The organism is Nocardia abscessus NBRC 100374 (assembly GCF_000308455.1).
Classification (GTDB): domain Bacteria; phylum Actinomycetota; class Actinomycetes; order Mycobacteriales; family Mycobacteriaceae; genus Nocardia; species Nocardia abscessus.
Genome location: NZ_BAFP01000272.1, coordinates 96,244 through 115,521 on the forward strand (window position 1 = coordinate 96,244; position 19,278 = coordinate 115,521).

At 66.4% G+C, this 19,278-nt stretch carries 19 protein-coding genes and 1 pseudogene; 10 read left to right on the top strand and 10 right to left on the bottom strand.

Annotated elements, in window-relative coordinates:
* Positions 1–156: 156 nt before the first annotated feature.
* Positions 157–1,308 (top strand): ABC transporter substrate-binding protein, encoded by a 1,152-nt coding sequence (locus tag ON19_RS35965; protein WP_227954766.1) that lies wholly within the window; start codon positions 157–159, stop codon positions 1,306–1,308.
* Positions 1,309–1,447: 139 nt separating this feature from the next.
* Here the strand turns inward: ON19_RS35965 and ON19_RS35970 are convergent, their stop codons facing one another.
* Entirely contained in the window at positions 1,448–1,747 is a 300-nt protein-coding gene (locus ON19_RS35970) for a hypothetical protein (RefSeq protein ID WP_043703372.1), read from the bottom strand.
* Between the two features lie 499 nt (positions 1,748–2,246).
* Here ON19_RS35970 and ON19_RS35975 point away from each other — a divergent pair.
* The 3 genes and pseudogenes from ON19_RS35975 to ON19_RS35980 form a co-directional block, all read left to right on the top strand.
* Positions 2,247–2,666: pseudogene (locus ON19_RS35975) on the top strand (FAD-dependent oxidoreductase); the annotation flags it as partial.
* 71 nt (positions 2,667–2,737) lie between these two features.
* On the top strand, positions 2,738–2,875 hold the full coding sequence (locus ON19_RS41170) for a hypothetical protein (protein ID WP_174377767.1): 138 nt from the start codon (positions 2,738–2,740) through the stop codon (positions 2,873–2,875).
* 54 nt (positions 2,876–2,929) lie between these two features.
* A complete protein-coding gene (locus ON19_RS35980) occupies positions 2,930–3,364 on the top strand; it encodes an ester cyclase (protein WP_043703374.1) in 435 nt (144 codons plus the stop codon).
* A gap of 98 nt (positions 3,365–3,462) precedes the next feature.
* On the opposite strand, the gene ON19_RS35985 is transcribed toward ON19_RS35980, so the two are convergent.
* From ON19_RS35985 to ON19_RS36005, 5 genes are all read right to left on the bottom strand, one after another.
* A complete protein-coding gene (locus ON19_RS35985; RefSeq protein ID WP_043703376.1) occupies positions 3,463–4,221 on the bottom strand; it encodes a MerR family transcriptional regulator in 759 nt (252 codons plus the stop codon).
* Between the two features lie 198 nt (positions 4,222–4,419).
* Complete coding sequence (locus ON19_RS35990) at positions 4,420–5,322, bottom strand: alpha/beta fold hydrolase (RefSeq protein WP_043703379.1); 903 nt, start codon at positions 5,320–5,322, stop codon at positions 4,420–4,422.
* Between the two features lie 166 nt (positions 5,323–5,488).
* Positions 5,489–6,466 carry an ATP-binding protein gene (locus tag ON19_RS35995; protein WP_227954767.1) on the bottom strand — a complete coding sequence of 326 codons (978 nt, stop codon included), beginning with the start codon at positions 6,464–6,466 and terminating at the stop codon, positions 5,489–5,491.
* A gap of 463 nt (positions 6,467–6,929) precedes the next feature.
* Entirely contained in the window at positions 6,930–7,691 is a 762-nt protein-coding gene (locus ON19_RS36000) for a TIGR03943 family putative permease subunit (protein ID WP_043703381.1), read from the bottom strand.
* Complete coding sequence (locus tag ON19_RS36005) at positions 7,688–8,689, bottom strand: permease (RefSeq protein ID WP_051169668.1); 1,002 nt, start codon at positions 8,687–8,689, stop codon at positions 7,688–7,690. The genes ON19_RS36000 and ON19_RS36005 overlap by 4 nt, the downstream gene beginning before the upstream one ends.
* Positions 8,690–9,536: 847 nt before the next feature.
* Here ON19_RS36005 and ON19_RS36010 point away from each other — a divergent pair.
* The 3 genes from ON19_RS36010 to ON19_RS41190 all read left to right on the top strand — a co-directional run bounded on the left by ON19_RS36010 (position 9,537) and on the right by ON19_RS41190 (position 11,334).
* Positions 9,537–10,625, top strand: a complete 1,089-nt coding sequence (locus ON19_RS36010) for an Rv2629 family ribosome hibernation factor (protein ID WP_051169669.1) — start codon at positions 9,537–9,539, stop codon at positions 10,623–10,625.
* A gap of 36 nt (positions 10,626–10,661) precedes the next feature.
* Positions 10,662–10,868: a hypothetical protein gene (locus ON19_RS41185; RefSeq protein ID WP_083899877.1), complete on the top strand. Its 207-nt coding sequence runs from the start codon at positions 10,662–10,664 to the stop codon at positions 10,866–10,868.
* A 178-nt stretch (positions 10,869–11,046) separates the two neighbouring features.
* A complete protein-coding gene (locus tag ON19_RS41190) occupies positions 11,047–11,334 on the top strand; it encodes a hypothetical protein (RefSeq protein WP_083899878.1) in 288 nt (95 codons plus the stop codon).
* A gap of 217 nt (positions 11,335–11,551) precedes the next feature.
* On the opposite strand, the gene ON19_RS36015 is transcribed toward ON19_RS41190, so the two are convergent.
* The 3 genes from ON19_RS36015 to ON19_RS36025 all read right to left on the bottom strand — a co-directional run bounded on the left by ON19_RS36015 (position 11,552) and on the right by ON19_RS36025 (position 13,573).
* Entirely contained in the window at positions 11,552–11,899 is a 348-nt protein-coding gene (locus ON19_RS36015; RefSeq protein WP_043703383.1) for a DUF6766 family protein, read from the bottom strand.
* 169 nt (positions 11,900–12,068) lie between these two features.
* Complete coding sequence (locus ON19_RS36020) at positions 12,069–12,935, bottom strand: Vgb family protein (RefSeq protein ID WP_043703385.1); 867 nt, start codon at positions 12,933–12,935, stop codon at positions 12,069–12,071.
* Positions 12,932–13,573 carry a CatB-related O-acetyltransferase gene (locus tag ON19_RS36025; RefSeq protein ID WP_043703387.1) on the bottom strand — a complete coding sequence of 214 codons (642 nt, stop codon included), beginning with the start codon at positions 13,571–13,573 and terminating at the stop codon, positions 12,932–12,934. Before ON19_RS36025 ends, ON19_RS36020 begins: the two co-directional genes overlap by 4 nt.
* A gap of 397 nt (positions 13,574–13,970) precedes the next feature.
* Here ON19_RS36025 and ON19_RS36030 point away from each other — a divergent pair, with 397 nt between their 5' ends.
* Complete coding sequence (locus ON19_RS36030; RefSeq protein ID WP_043703390.1) at positions 13,971–15,257, top strand: ATP-grasp domain-containing protein; 1,287 nt, start codon at positions 13,971–13,973, stop codon at positions 15,255–15,257.
* Positions 15,258–17,303, top strand: coding sequence for a CocE/NonD family hydrolase (locus tag ON19_RS36035; protein WP_043703392.1), 2,046 nt, complete (start codon positions 15,258–15,260; stop codon positions 17,301–17,303).
* A 74-nt stretch (positions 17,304–17,377) separates the two neighbouring features.
* Here ON19_RS36035 and ON19_RS36040 read toward each other — a convergent pair whose 3' ends face one another.
* The gene (locus tag ON19_RS36040) at positions 17,378–18,592 is read right to left on the bottom strand and encodes an RNA polymerase subunit sigma-70 (protein ID WP_083899880.1); all 1,215 of its coding nucleotides are present in this window, start codon (positions 18,590–18,592) and stop codon (positions 17,378–17,380) included.
* On the opposite strand from ON19_RS36040, the gene ON19_RS36045 reads away from it, so the two are divergent.
* Positions 18,510–19,274: an SDR family NAD(P)-dependent oxidoreductase gene (locus ON19_RS36045; protein ID WP_043703396.1), complete on the top strand. Its 765-nt coding sequence runs from the start codon at positions 18,510–18,512 to the stop codon at positions 19,272–19,274. The two genes, ON19_RS36040 and ON19_RS36045, sit on opposite strands and share 83 nt — an antisense overlap.
* Positions 19,275–19,278: the final 4 nt, after the last annotated feature.

The window sequence follows — 19,278 nt, forward strand, 5'->3', positions numbered from 1 at the left end:
GCGGCGGGTGGGTCGGCGCGGTGAGCTGCGAACCGCACGCCGACCTCAGGCGTCCAGGTCATCCGCCACCATCGCCGCCAGGGCAACCCGAGCACAGCACGCCACGCACGATGTCGGTGTGCTGACAGCGAACAGATAATCGGTTGCCTATTGGCGATGGTGGCGGATGCAATGTCCGGCATGGTCACCCAGGGACGCCCGCCATGGCGAGATGAGACGAACGCGGAGCGGACTGACGGATCATCCATCCGGATCGGCGCTCTCGTTCCGCTGACCCGGCCTGGCTGGGTCGAGGCAGGCCGGCACTTGCTCGCTGGACTCGAGCTGGCCGTTCGCGAAGTCAATGAGGCCGGCGGGATCGCCGGAAGACCACTCGAGCTGGTGGTCCGAGATACCGCGGCTGATCCACAGAAGGCCGCGGCGGCCGTAGACGAATTGGCACACCTGGGCGTGGCTGCCTTGGCGGGGGAGTACCACAGCGTCGTCGCACGCGCCGCTGCCGCCAGGGCCGACGCCCTCGGCCTGCCGTTCCTCTGCTCGTCAGCGGTTCTCGACGCGCTCACCGAACGGCCCACGAAATGGGTCGCGCGCCTCGCCCCACCGCAGTCCCACGGCTGGCAGATCTACGCGGACTTCCTCCTCGGCGCGGGCCACAGTCGAATCGCCGTAGCAGTCGAGTCGAGTGTCTACTGGGCAGCTGGGTCCCGCATTCTGCGGGATCACCTCGCTCCACGCGGCGGCACCGTCATCGAACTCGACATGCGCGCGCTCGCCTCCACAGCCGTGTGCGACGAACTCGTGGACAAGCGCGCGACAGCCCTCGTTCTTCTGGTCGGCCACCCGGAGCCGGCAGTGTCGATCGTCAGGTCCGTCCGTCGTGACCAGCGTCTCGCCGAGATCATGATCGGTGCTCCGGCCGGGCAACCGGAGTTCGCCGAATGGGCGAGGTTGCTGGGTGACGACAGCGCCGCGATCCCGTTCTTGCGCTACCTGCCCGAGCGTCTCAGCTCACTCGGTGCACGAGTCGAGGCGGCCCTCCGCGCGCGGCTGGCCGAAGCGCCCTCCTTTGTCGCCTTCGAGGGCTACGACACGGTTGCCGTCCTCGCCGATGTGCTGCGTTCTCACGGCGCGGATCGGGCGCGCATTGCCGAAGCCTGGTCGCGCGTTGCGGTCGAAGGCGCCCGCGGGCAGATTCGGTTCTCCCGAACGCCAGGCATCAGCGTTTGGCAATGGGCTCGGACGCCCATCCAAGTCGTCGATCGTGATCCGGCGGGACCCGATCGCTTTCGAATCCTTCACGCCAACTGAGAGATCAGGAAGGTCTCCCAGTGCCCAGATCCGTCCAAAATCGGGGCTGTCTACTTTATGGCAAATTCACTGCAATTGCGCGCACCGGAGGATGGGTAGCGGGGCGACACGGACGAAGCGGTGATCTGCCGGTACTGAATCAGGCAGCCGGCTGGGGCTGGTTCAGGTCCCTGACGCCGGTGATCGCATCGATGATGTTGACGATGGCGGAGGTGCCGCCGTCGAGGGCCGAGCTGCCCGAGTCGAGCATGGCGGAACCGGAGGACGAGCCGGCCGAGCCCGTGGACGAGCCGCCGCCGGCCGAACCCGAGGCCAGGGCCGCGGAGCCGGTGGCGGCGGAGCCGGTGGCGGGATCGGCGGAGGCCACCGCGGCCGGGCCGAAGAACAGGGCGGCGGCGGAGACGGTGCCGGCGGCGACAAGCATCTTGCGAGAGAACATGTACGGAGTTTCCTTCCACAGTTGGATAACGACACCATCACGGCGCGCACCAGCAACGTTAAGAAAAAGAAATCGGCAAAGCCACTTCTCTTATTGTGGGAATGATCACCGTTAATAGTGGGCTAACGGCGTATTGTGCCGAGGTAACACAATTTGATCTTTACTCCGGATGCGGATCCGATGATCAAATTCGGTTGTTTCTACGACGGTGCCGCGTATCGACATGCGGCGGTGCCGATCTCGCAGCAAATCTTCGATCCCGACACGGCGCAACCCGAGCCGACGACGCGCTCGGCGGCCGTTGGCGGGAGGCGATCCGGCGCCAGCAGGTCAGTGCCCCTCGCGGAAGAAGGTCGTTCAAATGGCGATCAACGCCAGCCCGCCGCCTTCCCGCTGTGCGGGGAAACCAGGCGACCCGTCCAGCCGGACAAAAGTGGCAGAGTGGCGTACATCACATCGATTCGTGTCATGTTTCCGAGGCCCCCGGTGTCTTGAGGGCATGACTGAGGACAACACACGCCATAAGGTCGTCGTCGTCGTCGTCATCGGCGGTGGTTATGCCGGAACACTCGCAGCCAACCATCTGCGAATGCGCCCCGATGTCGATATCACGCTGGTCAACTCCCGCCCGACGTTCATCGATCGAATCCGGCTGCGCCAATTCGTATGCGGAACCGGCGATGCGACAGTCGACTACGGCACGCTGCTCGGCGAGGGCATCGAGTTGGTTGTCGACAGCGCCACGCGCATCGACACCGCCGCCCGTATGGTGCAGCTGGCCTCGGGTCGCGTGCTGGACTACGACCACGTCATCTACGCGGTCGGCAGCACAGCGGCGATACCGTCCGTGCCCGGCGCGGCCGAGTTCGCTTTCCCTATCGCTGACTTCGAGTTCGCGCAACGGCTGCGCGCCGAGCTGACCTGTTCTACCGGGCGAGGAAGACGCCGAACCTGCGGATCGAGAGGGTCAACTGCAACAACACGCCCGCGATGGCTGTCTACGGCGACGACAATCTGGAAGGGGTCTTCCTGATCGAGGTCCGCGAGGGCAAGATCACCAACTTCTACGCCATCCGCAACCCGGACAAACTCCTCACGGTGGCGGTACCGCGTCGGATCAGCCGGTAGGAAGCCGGCAAGCCGCAGAGAAGTGAATATCATGTCGAACCGAGGAGCAACGATATGTCGACAGCTCGAGCAACAAGCAACATAGCGACGTTCAGCCGCCTTCATGACGCCGTCAACAGCGGCGACGCGGAGGTCATCGCGAAGACGATCGACGAGGTCGTCGCGCCGGACTTGCTGTTCCACGCGCCAGTGCCGATGGATGCGACGGGGGCGCAGGCACTCGAGCAAGTGTGGGCGGTGCTGCTGCGCGCCTTCCCTGACATTCACGTCGCGGTCGAGGATGTGATTGCCGAGGGGGACAAGGTCGTCTTCAGGAACACCGTTACCGGGACCCATCAGGGCGAGTACAGGGGCCTGCCGCCAACCGGCAAATCCGTCACTTACAACGAGATCTTCATCGTCCGCTTCGCCGATGGCCGAATCGCTGAGATCTGGGGTGTCGTCGACGTCTTCGCACAAATGCGACAACTCGGCGTCATTCCGACCTAGTCTCGTCCGGGGTCGGTACTCGTGCAGGCCCGTCGCTGGCTCTGCCGCATCTCAGCACCGCGCCGGAATCGGCTGGTTTCTCCTCCGCGCTGCGTTCATCAGCTGTCGGACGTGACCACGGTGTCGGCTTCAGCTGCGGTGCGCCGCCGCCGGGCACGGTGGGCGAGTGCGTCGAGGATGCGTTGCCATGCCGGTGATGCCTCGGAGATCCGGGAAGAAACCAGCTTCAGGTAGCTCGGCCGGCTGCTGTCTCGTTCGTGTTCGATCTCCCAGGCGTCCAGGTCGTCGATGAGCTGGTCCAGGCGTGGATCGTGCGGATCCCAGTCGACTGATTGATCACAGGCGAGATACAGGCGCGTCGTCTCGGGGTCGTCGAAGCCGGCGTTCTTTTCCCGGATCCGCCGCGGCATGGCCCGCGGATCCAGTGCCTGCATCAGGATCCACGAGTCGCGCTCGAGTCGTATCCTCAATTCGCTGACCCCGAGACTGCGCATACGGTCCAGGATGGCGACCACTTCGGCAGGCAGGACAAGCCGCTCGCCGCTGGCCAATTCGGCGATCCGACGGCGGTTTTCGGTGAGCTGGTCGATCTTGCGCCGCAATTCGGCGTCGATGTCGGTGATGGCCGAGGAGAATTCGGTCGGCTGCGCATGCAGCAGCGCGTCGATACGGGCCAGCGGAACACCGGCATCGGCGAGTGTTCTGATCCGGATGAGATCCACCGCCGCTTGCGCGCTGTAGCGGCGGTAGCCGGAGGCATCGCGCTCGGGCTCGGGCAACAGGCCGACGTGATGGTAGTGGCGAACGGTGCGCACGGTCACGCCTGCGGTCGCCGCGAGCTGACTGATCGTGAGCACAGTCCTCCTCGCCTTCGTAAGTGATCGTGCCGAGTCTAGGGGTGCCCGTAAGGATCGTGTCACCAGCCGCAAGGTGGGGGCGACGCGGTCGGGGTGGTTCGAAGACTGCCCGACCGCAGCCTCGAGAGGCCTCGCCCAGGCGGCCACAACGTCATCCTGACTTGTTTGCGGCCGGTGGCACGATTCTCACCGGCACCCCTACGGGCGAGCCGCCCGGTCGACGACGTCGCGGATCGCCTGCACCACGGCATCTGGGCGGTCGAAGCAGAGCCGGTGGTGCACGGTGTCGGAGAGGATGCGTTGTTCCCCGTGCGAGACGGCGCTGAGCAGGGCCGCGTCCATTCGCCTCCTGCCATCATGCATCTGCTGCAGCGTCTCCGCCTGCTGGGCGGGGTCGGGGCCCAGCACGCTGAGAGCGACCACCGGGACATCAGGAAGGTCCGGCCCGGCCCGCAGTTCGGTGGCCACTTCGGTCAACTTGCTGCGCTCGGCGATGCCGACCTTGATCCATTCGTCACTCGCCTTGGCATCGATCAACGGCCCCCGGACGTGCTCCGGGTAGTCCGCGAGCAACTCGGTGCGCATCTCACGCATGGCCGAGCGCAGCTGGTCGAGCTGCTCCAGATCAGGTGCCATCTGCTCGGCCGCGGCCAGATGCATCGCGGGCGGCATGAAGTCGTCCCAGTCGCGGTGCAGGCCGTCCAACCAGACCAGCCCGGCCACCTCTCGCGGGTACAGCTGTGTGAACCTATGCGCGTAGAAGCCGCCGAGCGAGTGGGCCGCAAGAACATAAGGTGCGGCGATGTTCTGGGCGCGTAGCAGCTCGTGGAGTTCTGTGGCGACCGCGGCGGCGGTGCGCGGCAACGGGAGGGGATCGCTGTAGCCCGTGCCACCGCGGTCGTACACCACGGCGGTGGTGAACTGCGAAACCTGTTGCTGGACACCGAAATAGTCCAGACCGACCGCGCTGGCCCCCGGCAGGAACACAACGGCCGGCCCGCCGCTGCCCGACCGATGCACGAAAATTCGTCGGCCGTCGATCTCCTGGAACCCTCCGACCGGCGGCGCGAGCCGAGCCGAGGACGTGGTGTCTTTTGTCATGCGACAAATCCTCCAACCCTGACGCAGGGTCAAGGTCAAACCCTTGGGGCGTGGCTCCCGAGCACGCAGGGGCCGGGTGCATGCGGACACCCGGCCCCGTTTCGTTGCTCGTATCTCCCTGCGGGGCGATCGTCGTCGCGATCGGACGTGCCCCGCCGGCCCGGTCTTAGCGGATCGCCCCTGCGCTGAGCTGTTCGAGCTGCACTTCGGGTCGCAGCATGAAGCCCGGATCGACTTGCGCCACGAGGTCCTTGCCCGCCCATGCCTCGGCGTTGCGCACATGGAATTCGACGGCTTGGCGCTGGTAGGTTGCCCAGTCGCGGTCGACCGCATCGAGCGCCGACCGGAGTGTGGTCAGGGCGTCGCGGTTGTCGGGCTCGAGGTCGGTGATCGGCCGGATATCACCGCGCTCGGCGGCACGCACATGCGCCGAGCGGCCCACCCAGCACAGCAAATCATCTCCTACCTGCTCGCGCAGGAACGCGAGATCTTCCTCGTCGCAGACCTTGTTGCCGATCACGGCGACACGGATGCCGAAATCTTTGGCATAGCCCAGATACTGGCGATAAACGCCGACGCTGCGCAAAGTCGGTTCACACACCAGGGCGGTCAGATCGAAGCGGGTGAACAATCCCGACGCGAACGAGTCGGCGCCGGCCGTCATGTCGACCACCACATACTCGCCGGAGCCGTCGACCATATGGTTGAGCAGCATCTCGGCGGCGCCGACCTTGGAGTGATAGCACGCGACCCCCAGGTCCTCGTCGGCGAACGGTCCGGTCACCATCAGCCGCGCCCCGCCGGCCTGCCGCACGCAGGCGGCGTAGATCGGGTTGTCCTCCACGACACCGAGCAGCCGTGACCCGGTTCCCGGCGGCGTGGTCTTGATCATCGCCTCGGCCGAGGGAATTCGCGGATTCGTGCCACGCAGGTAGTCCTTGATCAACGGCAGGTGCTCGGCGAGGGTCGGCAGCGTCACCGATTCCTCCTCGCTGACGCCAAGAGCCGCGGCCAAGTGCTGGTTGATGTCGGCATCGATCGCCAGGGTCGGCGCACCCTGCTCGACGAGATGTCGGATGAACAACGAGGACAGAGTTGTCTTGCCGCTGCCACCTTTTCCGACGAAGGCGATCTTCACCGCCACACTTCCTCTCTATGGGTAACGAAAGTCATATTCGAAATGGGCGACGACAATGTACAGCGGCGCCCGGCAAGCCCGGAATCCGGGCGGTGCTACGAGCCTCTCGCGTCAGCGAATTACGGCCAGTTGCAGAGTGTTTCGAGCCATCTGTCTGTATCGAACCGGCGCGCCTCGGGTCGGCGGTTCACCCAGTTGAACCGGGGGTCAACAGCGCCGTTTTCAGCCGGTCCGGAGCCCGAATCGCAGTCGTCACTTCGGGATCGGCTGCCAATCGTCGCGGCCCGTCCGGTGGGAGGCCGTGAGGATCTGCCGCAGTTCGATCGTCGGATGGATCGGGAGGGCGCACAGAGGCTCGACTACGCTCGCGCCGAGCCGTTTCTGCCGTAACAGAATCCGAGCCCGTCGTATCGGGAACCGGCGTACAGGACGAGTCTCCCGCCTATCTCGCCGCCGCGACGGCGGAATCCTAGCGGCTGCGTTCGTATGTGTGTTCCGGAGCCGGGATCCGCTGATAGTCGGTGACGCGGAGGGTTGGTGTGTGGTCGGGGTCATGCTGGGCGCTGTCCGGTTCGACGATGCCGCGGACCTCGAGCCACGTGTCGTCCTCGATCACTTCCGTCATGCCCGTAAGGTGCACGAGTACATAGCGGGCATCAGCGACGCAGCAGGTGATGACCACACGCGCGAGATCTGTGTCGGTGGTGTCGGGATGCTGTGGACCGAGACCCACTGGCCGCATGGCGAATCCGCTGATGGTCACCTCCCGGCCGTCCAGGGAGCGGTTCGAGTCGAACAGCGCCCGATCCACCAGATCGACAACCCGCAAAGTCGGTGCGGGATCCGTCGGCAGTGGCGGAAACGGCCATCGCTCCGGTTGCGCCGAGGGCGAATCGCGGGGCACGACCTGTACCCGAGGGCTCGTCACGGCGGCGTCGGCGCCCAGCGCGGGCGGGGCGATCAGCAGCAGCGCGGCGGCCGGAAGCAGTAGTAACCACTGGGCCCGGCCGGTGCCGTGCGCATGGTCGTGCTCGTCGTTCGGGGTGGCCGCGCCGCGCCGGATGTCGCGCACGATCGCGATCAGTCCCAGCAGGACGAAACCTGCGCCGCTGATCAGCAGAAACGGAAAGAGGCCGGGTTTCACGTAGCGCAGGTAGGAGCCATCGAGCGCGATCCACGTGACCGCGCCGCCGATCAGCAGCAACAGCAGATTCTGGGTCTCCCGTCTCATCGGGCACCTCCGAGAAAGACGTATCCGGCGAGGGCGCCGCACACCACGGCCACCACGAACGTCAACGGCGCGAACCGCATTGCGAACGCTCGTCCGAATGTACCGGCCTGCATGGCGAACAGTTTCACATCGACTGCGGGCCCGACCACCAGGAACACCAGCCGCGGCAGCAGCGGCAGCGCCGACATGCTCGCCGCGACGAACGCGTCGGCCTCCGAGCACAGCGCGAGCACGATCGCCAAGACCGCCAGAACGACGATGGCTATCACCATCTGGCCGGCCAGATGTTCGTACCAGGAGGGCGGAACCAGCACATGAAGTGCGGCGGCAGCCACCGCGCCGAGTACGAGAAACGCGCTGGCCTGCAATAGATCGTGGCGCGCGGCCTCGGTGAAGACCTCCCAGCGGGTGCGGCCGACCACGCAGTGGCCATGCCCGGCCTTCGGCAACAGCCACGCCGGACGCCCGAACTTCGACCAGATGAAGCCCATCGCGACCGCGGTGGCCAGCGAACCGGTGAACCGCGCCGCGACCATCCCTGGCTCGCCTGGAAACGCCACTGCGGTGGAGATCAGGACGACCGGGTTGATCGCGGGCGCGGACAGCATGAAAGCCAGCGCCACCGAGCCCGGCGCCCCCTGATCGGTCAACCGCCGCGCCACCGGCACGACACCGCACTCACATCCCGGCAACGCCATACCCGCCAGCCCGGCTACACCGATCGCTGCGGACTCGTTGCGCGGCAGTACTTTTCGCAGCACAGCAGGGGAGACGAACGCCGCGATGCCGCCACTGACCAGTACCCCCAGGACCAGGAAGGGCACTGCCTGCACGAAGACGCCCGAGAATATCGTCACCGCGGTCTGCAATCGTGCCGACGCACCGACCGCGCGAACCAGCGGCGCCTGCATGACCAGCCCGAGGGCGATCAGCGCGACCAGTGCATACGTCGAGGGCACCTTCGTCCGGATCGAGGTCAGAGTGTTCTGCGCGAGCACGTTCCCATCCTGTCAGCAGAAGCCACCTAACCCGTCGACCGACCCTGGTCGATGGTGCGCGGTTCGGAGCAGTCGTCGGCCGCGCACGGGCAGCGGGTCTTCACCGCGCGGCATACCGTTGACCCGAGGAGCCCACGCCATGCACCCGCACCCCACTGTCGGCCGTCGATACACCGCCGCGGACTACTACGAGGTCGGCCGAGAGAAGACTCGCGACTTCGCCTGCGCTGTACGCGATTTCCATCCCGCCCAAATGCTGACGATGGGACTCTGTAGGTGAGGGACTTGATCACCCCGAACGCCAGATGCGGCACGAGGTCACTGAGCCAATCGGCACGCTGCCAGCGGCGGGGATCGGACACGCCCAATCTGAACAGCGACATCCCAGTGAGAGACATGGCTGTGGCGGTTCGGCCGGGCTCGCGGCCAGAATAGACGGCTGCCATCCCGTGGAACGGGCGAAACCGTAGGTACAGCCGACCGACGCCCGTCAACGCGCCCAGTAACGCTCCTGCGCCGGAGACCCGGCTCTGCCGCTGTTGTTCGTCGCCCGGCACCTGCATGCCGATCCTGTCGGCCATGCGCTGAATGCTCTGTTCTGGAGTACGGCTCGGCGGCCGACCACGCGCGATCGTGTCGAGGAACGTGCCGGCGTTCAGCGCGGTGGTGCCTACGGCCCCGGCCGCTGCGCCCCAGAGAACGGACTCCAGCACGTTGAACGGGTGCCCGGCGCACGATACGGGCAAACACTGCAAGTCCGCACTCGGTCCAGGAAGTTCCCGCGCGCATCGAGGCCGGTTTCCGGGTTCGTTGCTGCCGGATCGGGTACGCGCTCGATGTGTATGGCATGAATCTCAGGGAAGTAGCGCAACGGCGGGGCCCGTTCGTCTCGCTCTGCATCGACGCCTCACACGACACCGAGGACGCCGAGAATCAAAGAAAGCTGCGGTGGCGCTCGATTCGCGAGCGGCTGGCCGCGCAGCAGGCCCCCGAGACAGCATTGGCGCTGCTGGACGACGCAGTCGCCGAAACCAGGCCGGGTCAGGGACGTGCCGGACGCGTGCTGATCGCCGATTCGGACAGGGTGCTCGTGGATCACCTGCTACCGGAGCCGCCCCCGCGAGAGATCACCCGGGTGTCGCCACTACCGTATCTCCTGCCTCTGATCGAGGAGCAGTCGCGCGAGGTGCCGCACGTGATCGCAGTGGTCGACCGTATCGGCTGTGATCTGTACGGCGTCGACGAAGACGAGAACCTGATCGAAGAGGTCGCCCAGGGCACCGCGCATCCGGTGCACAAGGTGCATCACGGCGGAGGTTGGGCACATCGCTCGATGCATCGGCGGGTCGAGGAAACGGTCCGCCGGAACGTCGACGAGGCCGCCACGGCGGTCCGAAATCTCGCAGATCGAATCAACGCGCAGATCATCGTGCTGGTCGGCGAGGTCGGCGCCCGCTCCGCGCTGGCCAAGGCACTCGAGTCGCCCACCGCCCGCATCGTCGAAGTCGAGGCCGGGGCACGCGCCGCGGGCGCGGACTCCGCCGCACTCGAAGCCCAGGTCCAGCAGGCGGTGCGGACGCAGGCACGGCAGCGGCAGCGGCAGGTCGTCGAGCAATTGACCACCGCGCGCGGCAGGGCCGATGGCATGGCCGTGGAAGGGGTGCCTGAGACGGTCTCGGCACTGCTGGCGGCGAATGCCGACACCCTGCTGATCGACGCGGAGACCATAGGCGACCGATCCGTCGAACTCGATCCGGAACTGCTTCGGGGCATCACTGAGGCGGACTGGATCAATGACAGTGCGCAACAGCCTTGTATCTACCGCGCGGACGAAGCGTTGCCGGTGGTCACGTTGCTGCAGGGCGGCTCCATCGTGCCCGTCGAAGGTGCTGTCGTACCCGAGGAAGGGGTCGCCGCCCTCTTGCGTCACCGCTGACGCTTGCGCGTATCGAGCGATCGAAAGGAGGAGACCATGGAACGAGGAAGCAGCAAGCACGGCCCACTGCGTGATGACGAGCTGGCCCATGAGTTGGAGGGCACGTTGCGCGGAAATCGCTCCAGCCGGGCAGAGGAATGGCATGACCCCGAGCCCCCGGCTGACGATGACACGCTCATCAACGAACAGGTGCAACGAACCGAACGCCCTGGCGGGAACCCACCTACTCCAGACCAGGACTAGCGTCGAACGTTTCGGTCGAGCGTGTTCTAACAGATTGCGGACATCGGCGCACTACCACCACCTGGGCAGCCCAAACCATGGATCGCCGCACGTCGGCACGACGGTCTCGAGCCAACAGAATCAGCGGCACAGCCTCAACACACTGTTTTCGCGGTCGGGCTTCGGGAATGCGACCACTATGCCCAGATCCGCGCAATTGGCGGTGGCCGCCGCGAGCCGGTGGACCGGCGAGGACGGCATTCGCTACCCCGGTGGCGACACCCACGCCTGGGCGCCGGGTACCAATCAGACCCTGTGCGGCGTGCCGTTGTCTCGTGCTCGCCTCGCCCGCTTCCCCCATGTGCCATGGAGTGAAGCGCAGTGGTTGGCCGATACGGGCGATCGCCGTCTCGCACTGTGCCGCCGATGCGCCGCTGCCATGCGCTCCGAGGGACGCGGCTGGCAGCGGATCAACCCGCGCCCATGATCTCGAAACGGGTGTTCCGCCTATGACGGCACACCTGATCGGCGCGGCCGCGAGCTAAGGCGACTGGCGGCGGAGACGTTCGGATTGCCACGGCTGCGGAACGAACAACTGACGGCGATGGAGCTGGCGCTGGACGGGCACGACACCTCTGTCGAGTATCCCGATGTCGGCTACACCGGTAGCCTCGGCCCGCACCGCGGGACGGGGCGGATCGGTGTCAGTCGCCGGGAGGCGGGGTCCGACGCTCCGGTGGGATGAGGTAGGCGCGCAGGTCGTCGATCTTGGATTCGATGCGTTCGGTGTTTTCGGCATCGACACGGAAGATCCAGTGTTTGGCGCCCAGCAGCAGGATGGCTTGGAAGACCAGTTGCAGCCATTCGCTCTGCCAGTTCTCGAAGGTACTGGCCAGGAAGTCGGGCCAGTACCCAGACCAGGTGAAGGGCTGGCCATGTTCTTCGCTGGTGTTGCGGAAGTCGATGAGCTGGGTGCAGAACTGGGCAGCCAATGATCCCGTGAACAACAGGAGCAACACATACACCGCGCCCCAACGCCTGAAATGAGCCATACCCTGCGCCTTCCCGCAACAGCTCGACCGACGCAGGGACCCACCTCACAATTTCACGACACAACAGGACACTGCGACAGCCGGTGCGCCCGGATTCTGGTCGACGTGGCGGAACCGACGGTGGTCGGCGGTGGATGCACGAGGCGCCCCTCCGTGCGGCCGTCGGCGGTCAAACCGTGATGCGGGCGAGTGCGCCGGTTTCGAGTGCTGTCCACAGTGCACCGTCGGGGCCGAGGGTGATGCCGTGCGGTTCGGCGCCGGGGACGGGCAGGTCGTGTGTTTCGATCACGCCATCGGTGGTGATGGACCCGACACGGTTGCCGCCCCACTCCGTGAACCACAGCGCGTCGACCGGTCCGGCGGTGATGGCGTGCGGCCGGGCCGCCCGGTCGGGTAGCGGGAACTCGGTGACCTGGCCACGAGGGGTGATCCGGCCGATCTGTCCGGCGGCGATCTCGACGAACCACAACGCACCGTCCGGCCCCGCGGCGATCCCGACCGGCGCGGCGGCCTCGGTCGGTAGCGGGTGGACGGTGATGGTGCCGTCCATGTCGATCCGCCCGATGGCGTTGGCCTGGTTCATGGTGAACCACATCCCACCGTCCGGGCCGATTGTGATCGCGGAGGGGAACGCGCCCGTGGTCGGGAGTGGGAACTCCGTAACCACACCCTCGGTGGTGACCCGGCCGATGCGATCGGCGGCGGTCTCGGTGAACCACATCGCACCATCCGGTCCGGCGGCGATGCCGAACGGTCCGCACTCCCGCAACGGGAACTCCGTGATCTCGCCAGTGGTCGTGATCCGGCCGATCCGGTGCGCCTGGTACTCGGTGAACCACAACGCACCGTCCGGGCCGGACGCGATGATCGTCGGCCCGCAGCCCGGGTCGAGCTGGTGGTTCTCCGGTTCACCGCCGGGCGCCAACCTGCCGATCTGTCCACTCCGGACAAGCGTGTACCACAGGGCGTCGTCCGGGCCCGTGGTGATCGCGTACGGGCCGCTGCCGGGCACGGCGTTGTGCTGGATGGTGGTCATCGGATTCCCTCGGCGATGCGGGCGATGTCGGCGGGAGTGCCGGCCATGATGGTGCGGACGTGCTCGGTGACGAGTTCGGTCGGCCAGTCCCACCAGGCGGCGCGGAGGAGGCGCTCGATGTCGGCGTCGTCGAAGCGTTGGCGGATCGGGCGGGCCGGGTTGCCGCCGACGATCGTGTACGGCGGCACGTCCGCGGTGACCACCGCGCCGGTCGCGATGATCGCGCCATCCCCGATGGTCGTACCGGGCATGACGGTGGACTGGTAGCCGAACCACACGTCGTTGCCGACCACGGTGTCACCCCGGCTGGGCATGCCCATGACGATGTCGAGAGTCTTGTCGGCCCACTCACCACCGAACATGGTGAACGGGAACGTGGACACGCCCACCGTCGGGTGCTCGGCGCCGGCCATCAGGAACCGCGTGCCGGCGGCGATCGCGCAGTATCTGCCGATGACCAGCCGCTCCGGACCGTAGGCGTAGAGCACGTTGCGGGACTCGAACTCCGTCGCGCCGTCCGGGTCGTCATAGTAGGTGTACTCGCCCACCACGATCTTCGGCGAACTGATCAGCGGCGCGAGGAAAACCACCCGCTCGTGCGCAGGCAGGGGGTGAACGGTCGTCGGATCAGGGGTCAACTTCCAGCTCCTGGTGAAGGGGTGTCTGCGGGAAAGGGAACGCCGCGCAGGCGGCCCTGCTCGGCGACCATCACGGCCGGTCCGACGATCACCGCCCGGCCGGCTCGTTGGTGTCGAACATGATCATCACGCTACGGGCCGCGACGGGATGGGGAATCGCGCCCCGGCGAGAACAGGGACTCCGGCCATGGAACCTCGGCCGAATCTGCCGCAGACGCAGCGAGTTCGGGGCTTGTTGCGTTGTCGCAGCCGGCGCCGTCGCGTTCGAGCGGTGAGACCACACGGCGGCAGATGGCACACAGCGACGGTGCGGGCCCATCGAGCCCGTTCCAGCGCTCGGCCGACGGGTGAAGACCGGTCGGTGTTTCAGAAAGCCAGACGAGGCTAGACCCGAGGAATGACGAAGAACGTTTTCGTTCCTGCCCTGACAGACCTACAGCGCGGGGAGATCGGCACGGTCGATATCCCCGGCGGGATCCGGTTGCACGGACTGCTCGACTACGACACTTTGATCAGCGCGGAGGAGTTCGACTTCGAGGATCTGCTCGACCGTGCCCGCAACGAGCTACGCGCATTCGACGGCGACGTCGATGCGATCATCGCCCACTGGGACTTTCCGACCAGCGTGATCGTGCCGATTCTCGCGGCCGAATTCGGTTTGCCGTCGCCGAGCCCGGAAAGTGTGATCCGGTCCGAGCACAAGCTGTGGAGCCGGGTGTTGCAGCGGGAATCGGTCCCTGAATGCGTGCCCGAATTCAGTGCGTTCGATCCTTTCGATCCCGACGCCTTGGACAAGATCGACGTCGCTTTTCCGTTCTGGGTCAAGCCGATCAAATCCCACTCCTCCCAGCTGGGGTTCGAGGTGTCCGACGCCGAGGAGTTCGCGGCGGCGACCGAGCGCATCAGGAACGAGATCGGCCGCATCGCGGATCCGTTCGACCGAGCCCTCGCTCACGTGACCGTGCCCGAGCAGGTCCGGGCCGCAGGTGCGCGCACCTGCCTGGCCGAGCAGATCGTCACCGGCACGCAGGCCGCGCCGGAAGGTTCGCTGTTCCGCGGCGAGTACCACGTGCACGGCGTATTCGATATGCGCAAGGATGCGACCGGCCACAGCTTCGCCCACCTCGACTACCCCGCGCACACCGTGCCCGAGGCGGTGCAGCAGCAGATGATCGAGGTCACCGAGCGCTATCTACGCCACACCGGGTACGACAACGGCTGCTTCAACTCGGAGTTCATGTGGGATGCCGATACCGGCAAATTGTGGTTGATCGAAGTCAATACCCGTATCTCGCAGTCGCACAGCGATCTGTTCGCCAAGGTGGACGGCGCCTCGAACCATGCCGTCGCCATCGATGTCGCATTGGGGAGGCGCCCCGAAATGTCGCATCGCAAAGGCGAATTCGCTGTGGCGGCACAGTGCATGGTGCCGCACTACGACGACGGCGTCGTCACGCGCGTCCCCGGCGATGACGAGATCGCCGCGCTGCGGCAGCGATTCCCCGGCACGGTGGTCCGGATCGAGGTGGAAGTAGGCGACCGCCTGTCCGAGTTGCCCAACCAGGACCCTTACCGATACAAGCTCGCCACCCTCTATATCGGCGCAGCCGACCACGCCGCACTCGAGCAGCGCTACCGCGACTGCCTCGAGGCCCTGTCGTTCGAATTCGAGGAGGTCGACTGAGTGCATACGGTCGAATCGTTCCCGTACGAGGTGCGCGTCACCGAGAACGTCTTCATCCCTATGCGCGACGGAGCGCGGCTGGCCGCCCGGGTGTGGCGGCCGGTGACCGAGGAGGCGTTGCCCGCCGTATTCGAATACATCCCTTATCGCAAGCGCGACCTCACCCGCGCCCGCGACTCCATGAATCACCCCTACCTCGCCGGACACGGCTACGTGACGGTGCGCGTGGACCTGCGCGGCAGCGGCGACTCCGACGGTGTGCTTCTCGACGAGTACCTGGCAACCGAGCACGACGATGCCTGTGACGTCATCGCATGGCTCGCCGCGCAGCCGTGGTGCGACGGCAATGTCGGCATGATGGGCATTTCGTGGGGTGGTTTCAACAGTCTGCAGGTCGCCGCGCATCGGCCACCCGCGCTGAAGGCGATTGTGAGCGCTTCCGCCACCGAAGACCTGTACGTCGACAACATGCACTACATGGGGGGCTGCTTGCTGTCGGACAACCTGTCCGAGGCGACGGTGATGTTCGCGTTCAACAGCCTGCCGCCCGATCCCGCGATCGTCGGGGACCGGTGGCGCGAGATGTGGTACGAACGCCTCGAGGGCAGCGGACTGTGGATCGAGAAGTGGCTGGAACATCAACGCCGTGACGACTATTGGAAGCGCGCGTCGGTCAACGAGGACTACAGCGCGGTGCAGTGCCCGGTCCTCGCGGTCGGCGGGTGGGCCGACGGCTACACCAACGCGATCTTCCGGCTGCTCGAGCACCTCGACGTGCCGCGCCGCGGTCTGATCGGACCGTGGGGCCACAAGTACCCACATCTGGGCGTGCCCGGACCGGCGATCGGATTCCTGCAGGAGATGGTCCGGTGGTGGGACCACTGGCTCAAAGGCCGCGACACCGGAATCATGGACGAGCCGATGCTGCGCGCGTGGATGCAGGACAGTATCCCTCCGCACCCGTCCTACGCGGACCGGCCGGGACGCTGGGTGGGTGAACCGTGCTGGCCCTCACCGAACGTGGAGCCGCGCCGATTCACGCTGGGGCGGCACTCCTTGTCCGAAGACCTGGACGCGGAGGAGTCACGCAACCTGCGTCTGCAATCCCCATTGAGCGTCGGTATGTTCGCGGGCAAATGGGCGTCGTATGCCGCGACACCGGATCTACCGTCCGATCAGCGAGATGAGGACGGCGGTTCGCTGGTGTTCGAAACCGAAGCACTCGATGACACATTCGAGGTGCTGGGCCTGCCGACGCTGGAACTCGAGATATCGGCCGATCGGCCGAATGCGATGGTGGCGGCCCGGCTGTCCGACGTCGCGCCCAACGGTGAGGCGACCCGGGTGACCTACGGTCTGCTCAATCTCACCCATCGGGACGGCAGCGCGGCACCGGAACCCCTCGAGATCGGCCGCGTCTACCGCGTGCGGGTGCCGCTCAACGGCATAGCGCACTCCTTCCCACCTGGGCATCGGATCCGGCTATCGGTGTCGTCGTCGTACTGGCCGCTGGCCTGGCCGTCGCCGGAGCAGGTGGTGCTGACCGTTACGACCGGCCGCAGCGCACTGACCTTGCCGCACCGGCCGCCCCGTGCGGACGATGACCAGCTGCGCCCGTTCGATCCGCCCGAGGCGGCGCCGGAGGCGCCTGCCACGCATATCGAACCCGGTGAACACCACTGGAAGGTCGAGCGGGATCTGGCGAGCGGGGTATCGACCCTCGAGATCGAGAACGATCAGGGCACCATCTCGCTCGACGACACCGACACCATCGTGCGCCGCGCCACCACCGAATGGTTCAGCTTCCGTGGCAACGACGTCACCTCGGTCCGGGGCGAGACCCGCACATTACGCCGGCTCGAGCGCGACGATTGGCGTACCGAAGTCACCACCCATACCGTATTGCGCTGTACTCCCGAAGAATTCGTGCTCGACGCGCAGCTCGACGCGTTCGAACTCGAAGATCCGCAGACCGATCCCCGGACGGTGCGCAAGCGGGTGTACTCGCAGAACTGGCAGCGCCGGAGTCCTCGCGATTTCGTCTGATCGGCCACCGATGCCGTGACACCGCCGGGCCGATCGGCGCGACAGCCGGTATCGATCGTCCGGGCACGAAGGTCTTATCGGGTCAGTGGCATGCCGAACGCGGCGAACAGGGTTGGTTGAAGAAAGACGGTGATGGCGGCAACCCCGCCGTGACCGGTGGTGATGACGTGTATCGAGTGGGCTTCCAGGATGCCGTTGGCGCCACGACGGTATTCGGCGACAGCGGGCTGTCCGTTCGCGGCCGTCGGGACCAGCAGGAGATCGCCGGGCTTCGCGAAAGCACGCTTGGCAAGGAACCGGGTCACCGCATCGCGCCCGGTGAACCATACTGGCACCGGCGGCATTTCGAGCCTGACGTCGGCGGCCAGTAGCTCGGTGAGAGCTGCGAGGTCGGCTTTCTCGAATGCCGCGCAATAGCGGTCGAGTAAGGCGCGGCGTTGGACGTCCTCCGGTTCGGTCGCACTCTCGTCGGTGGGAGCGACCTCGGCGAGGCGGGCGCGTGCCCGCTGAAGTGCGCTGTTGACCGCGGATGGCGTGGTTTCGAGTAGTTCCGCGACTTCGGCGGCGCTGAACTGGACGACGTCGCGCAGGATCAGCACCGCTCGCTGGCGTGCGGGCAACTCCTGCATGGCCGTCATCACGGCCAGCCGGACGCTTTCCTTGGCGACGACTGTGGTTTCCGGCGTCAACGCGTCGGGCAGCGGCTCCAGCCATTGGTGAGCGCCGGTGTCGCTGTCGAGACCCGCATCGGGGTCGACCGAACCTGCGCCGAGTCCAGCCGGCAGTACCCGGCGGGCGCGATTCTCCAGTGCGCGCAAGCACGCGGTGGTCGCGATGCGGTACAGCCAGGTCCGCAGCGCCGCGCGCTCCTCGAACGCCGGATAGCCGCGCCAGCCGCGCAGGTAGGTCTCCTGGACGAGATCCTCGGCGTCGTGCACCGAACCGAGCATGCGGTAGCAGTGGGCGATCAATTCGGCGCGAAACGGCGCCGCATGCTCGATGAAATCTTCCTTGACCGGCACAGCCGTACTCCTATGTGTCTCGACGTGACGGGGACGCGAGCCCCATACCAGTACAGATACGTCCGGCAACCGAAATTCATCGGTCGGCCCGTCACGAACAACAGCGGCGTCGCACCGATGAATTTCGGCGGCGCGACGTATCTGAATCAGTACGAGCACATCCCCGACGAAAGCGAATACGACCGTGAACGAGACAATCAACCCCGGCGCCCTCGACGGCACGACGTCGATCGTGACCGGAGCCAGCCGTGGATTCGGCCGCGGCATCGCCCGGGCGCTGTCGGCCGCGGGCGCCCATGTCGTCGGCGTCGCCCGGGTCGGCGCGCATCTCGCTGCGGTGCGCGAGGAACTCGGCGATACCTTCACCGCGGTCAGCGCCGACGCCGCCGATCCCGCGACGGCCGGCCGCCTCCTCGACGAGCATCGACCGCACACGGTGGTCCTGTGCGCGGGAGCCGCTCCGCGCATGAGCGCTTTACAGGACCAAACCTGGGAAACCTTCAGCCAAAACTGGAATGTCGACGTCGCGCAGGTGTTCTATTGGATTCGCGAAGCGCTGCGGCGCCCGCTGGCGCCGGGTAGCTCGGTGATCACGATCTCCAGCGGGGCGGCGATCAACGGATCGCCGCTCAGCGGCGGTTACGCAGGGGCGAAGGGCACTGTCAAGCTCATCACGAGCTATGCCGCCGTCGAGTCGGAACGGGCCGAGCTGGGAATCAGGTTCGTGTCCGTTCTCCCTCAGTTGACGCCCGCCACCGACCTCGGGGCAGCGGCAGTGGCTGCCTACGCCGAGCGGCAAGGTGTCGATGTCGACACGTTCGTGCGGGCCTTGGGACCTCCTCTCACCCCGGAGCAGGTGGGCAACGCGGTTCTCGAGATCGCGACCGCTGAACACCCCGTCCACCACGCGAACACGCTCACCGCCGCAGGCATAGCACCGCTGGCCTGAATCA

Bases quoted from the DNA above. Each gene is read 5' to 3' on its own strand.
- ON19_RS41190 (WP_083899878.1), top strand. From the start codon at position 11,047: ATGCCCAGATCCGCGCAATTGGCGGTGGCCGCCGCGAGCCGGTGGACC.
- ON19_RS36040 (WP_083899880.1), bottom strand. From the start codon at position 18,592: ATGCCGCGGCCGAATCCACGGCTGGCTCCGGTCACGATCGACGTCGTG.
- ON19_RS36010 (WP_051169669.1), top strand. From the start codon at position 9,537: ATGAATCTCAGGGAAGTAGCGCAACGGCGGGGCCCGTTCGTCTCGCTC.
- ON19_RS36020 (WP_043703385.1), bottom strand. From the start codon at position 12,935: ATGACCACCATCCAGCACAACGCCGTGCCCGGCAGCGGCCCGTACGCG.
- ON19_RS41185 (WP_083899877.1), top strand. From the start codon at position 10,662: ATGGAACGAGGAAGCAGCAAGCACGGCCCACTGCGTGATGACGAGCTG.
- ON19_RS36000 (WP_043703381.1), bottom strand. From the start codon at position 7,691: ATGAGACGGGAGACCCAGAATCTGCTGTTGCTGCTGATCGGCGGCGCG.
- ON19_RS36015 (WP_043703383.1), bottom strand. From the start codon at position 11,899: ATGGCTCATTTCAGGCGTTGGGGCGCGGTGTATGTGTTGCTCCTGTTG.
- ON19_RS36030 (WP_043703390.1), top strand. From the start codon at position 13,971: ATGACGAAGAACGTTTTCGTTCCTGCCCTGACAGACCTACAGCGCGGG.
- ON19_RS35980 (WP_043703374.1), top strand. From the start codon at position 2,930: ATGTCGACAGCTCGAGCAACAAGCAACATAGCGACGTTCAGCCGCCTT.
- ON19_RS35965 (WP_227954766.1), top strand. From the start codon at position 157: ATGGTGGCGGATGCAATGTCCGGCATGGTCACCCAGGGACGCCCGCCA.
- ON19_RS41170 (WP_174377767.1), top strand. From the start codon at position 2,738: ATGGCTGTCTACGGCGACGACAATCTGGAAGGGGTCTTCCTGATCGAG.
- ON19_RS35990 (WP_043703379.1), bottom strand. From the start codon at position 5,322: ATGACAAAAGACACCACGTCCTCGGCTCGGCTCGCGCCGCCGGTCGGA.
- ON19_RS35970 (WP_043703372.1), bottom strand. From the start codon at position 1,747: ATGTTCTCTCGCAAGATGCTTGTCGCCGCCGGCACCGTCTCCGCCGCC.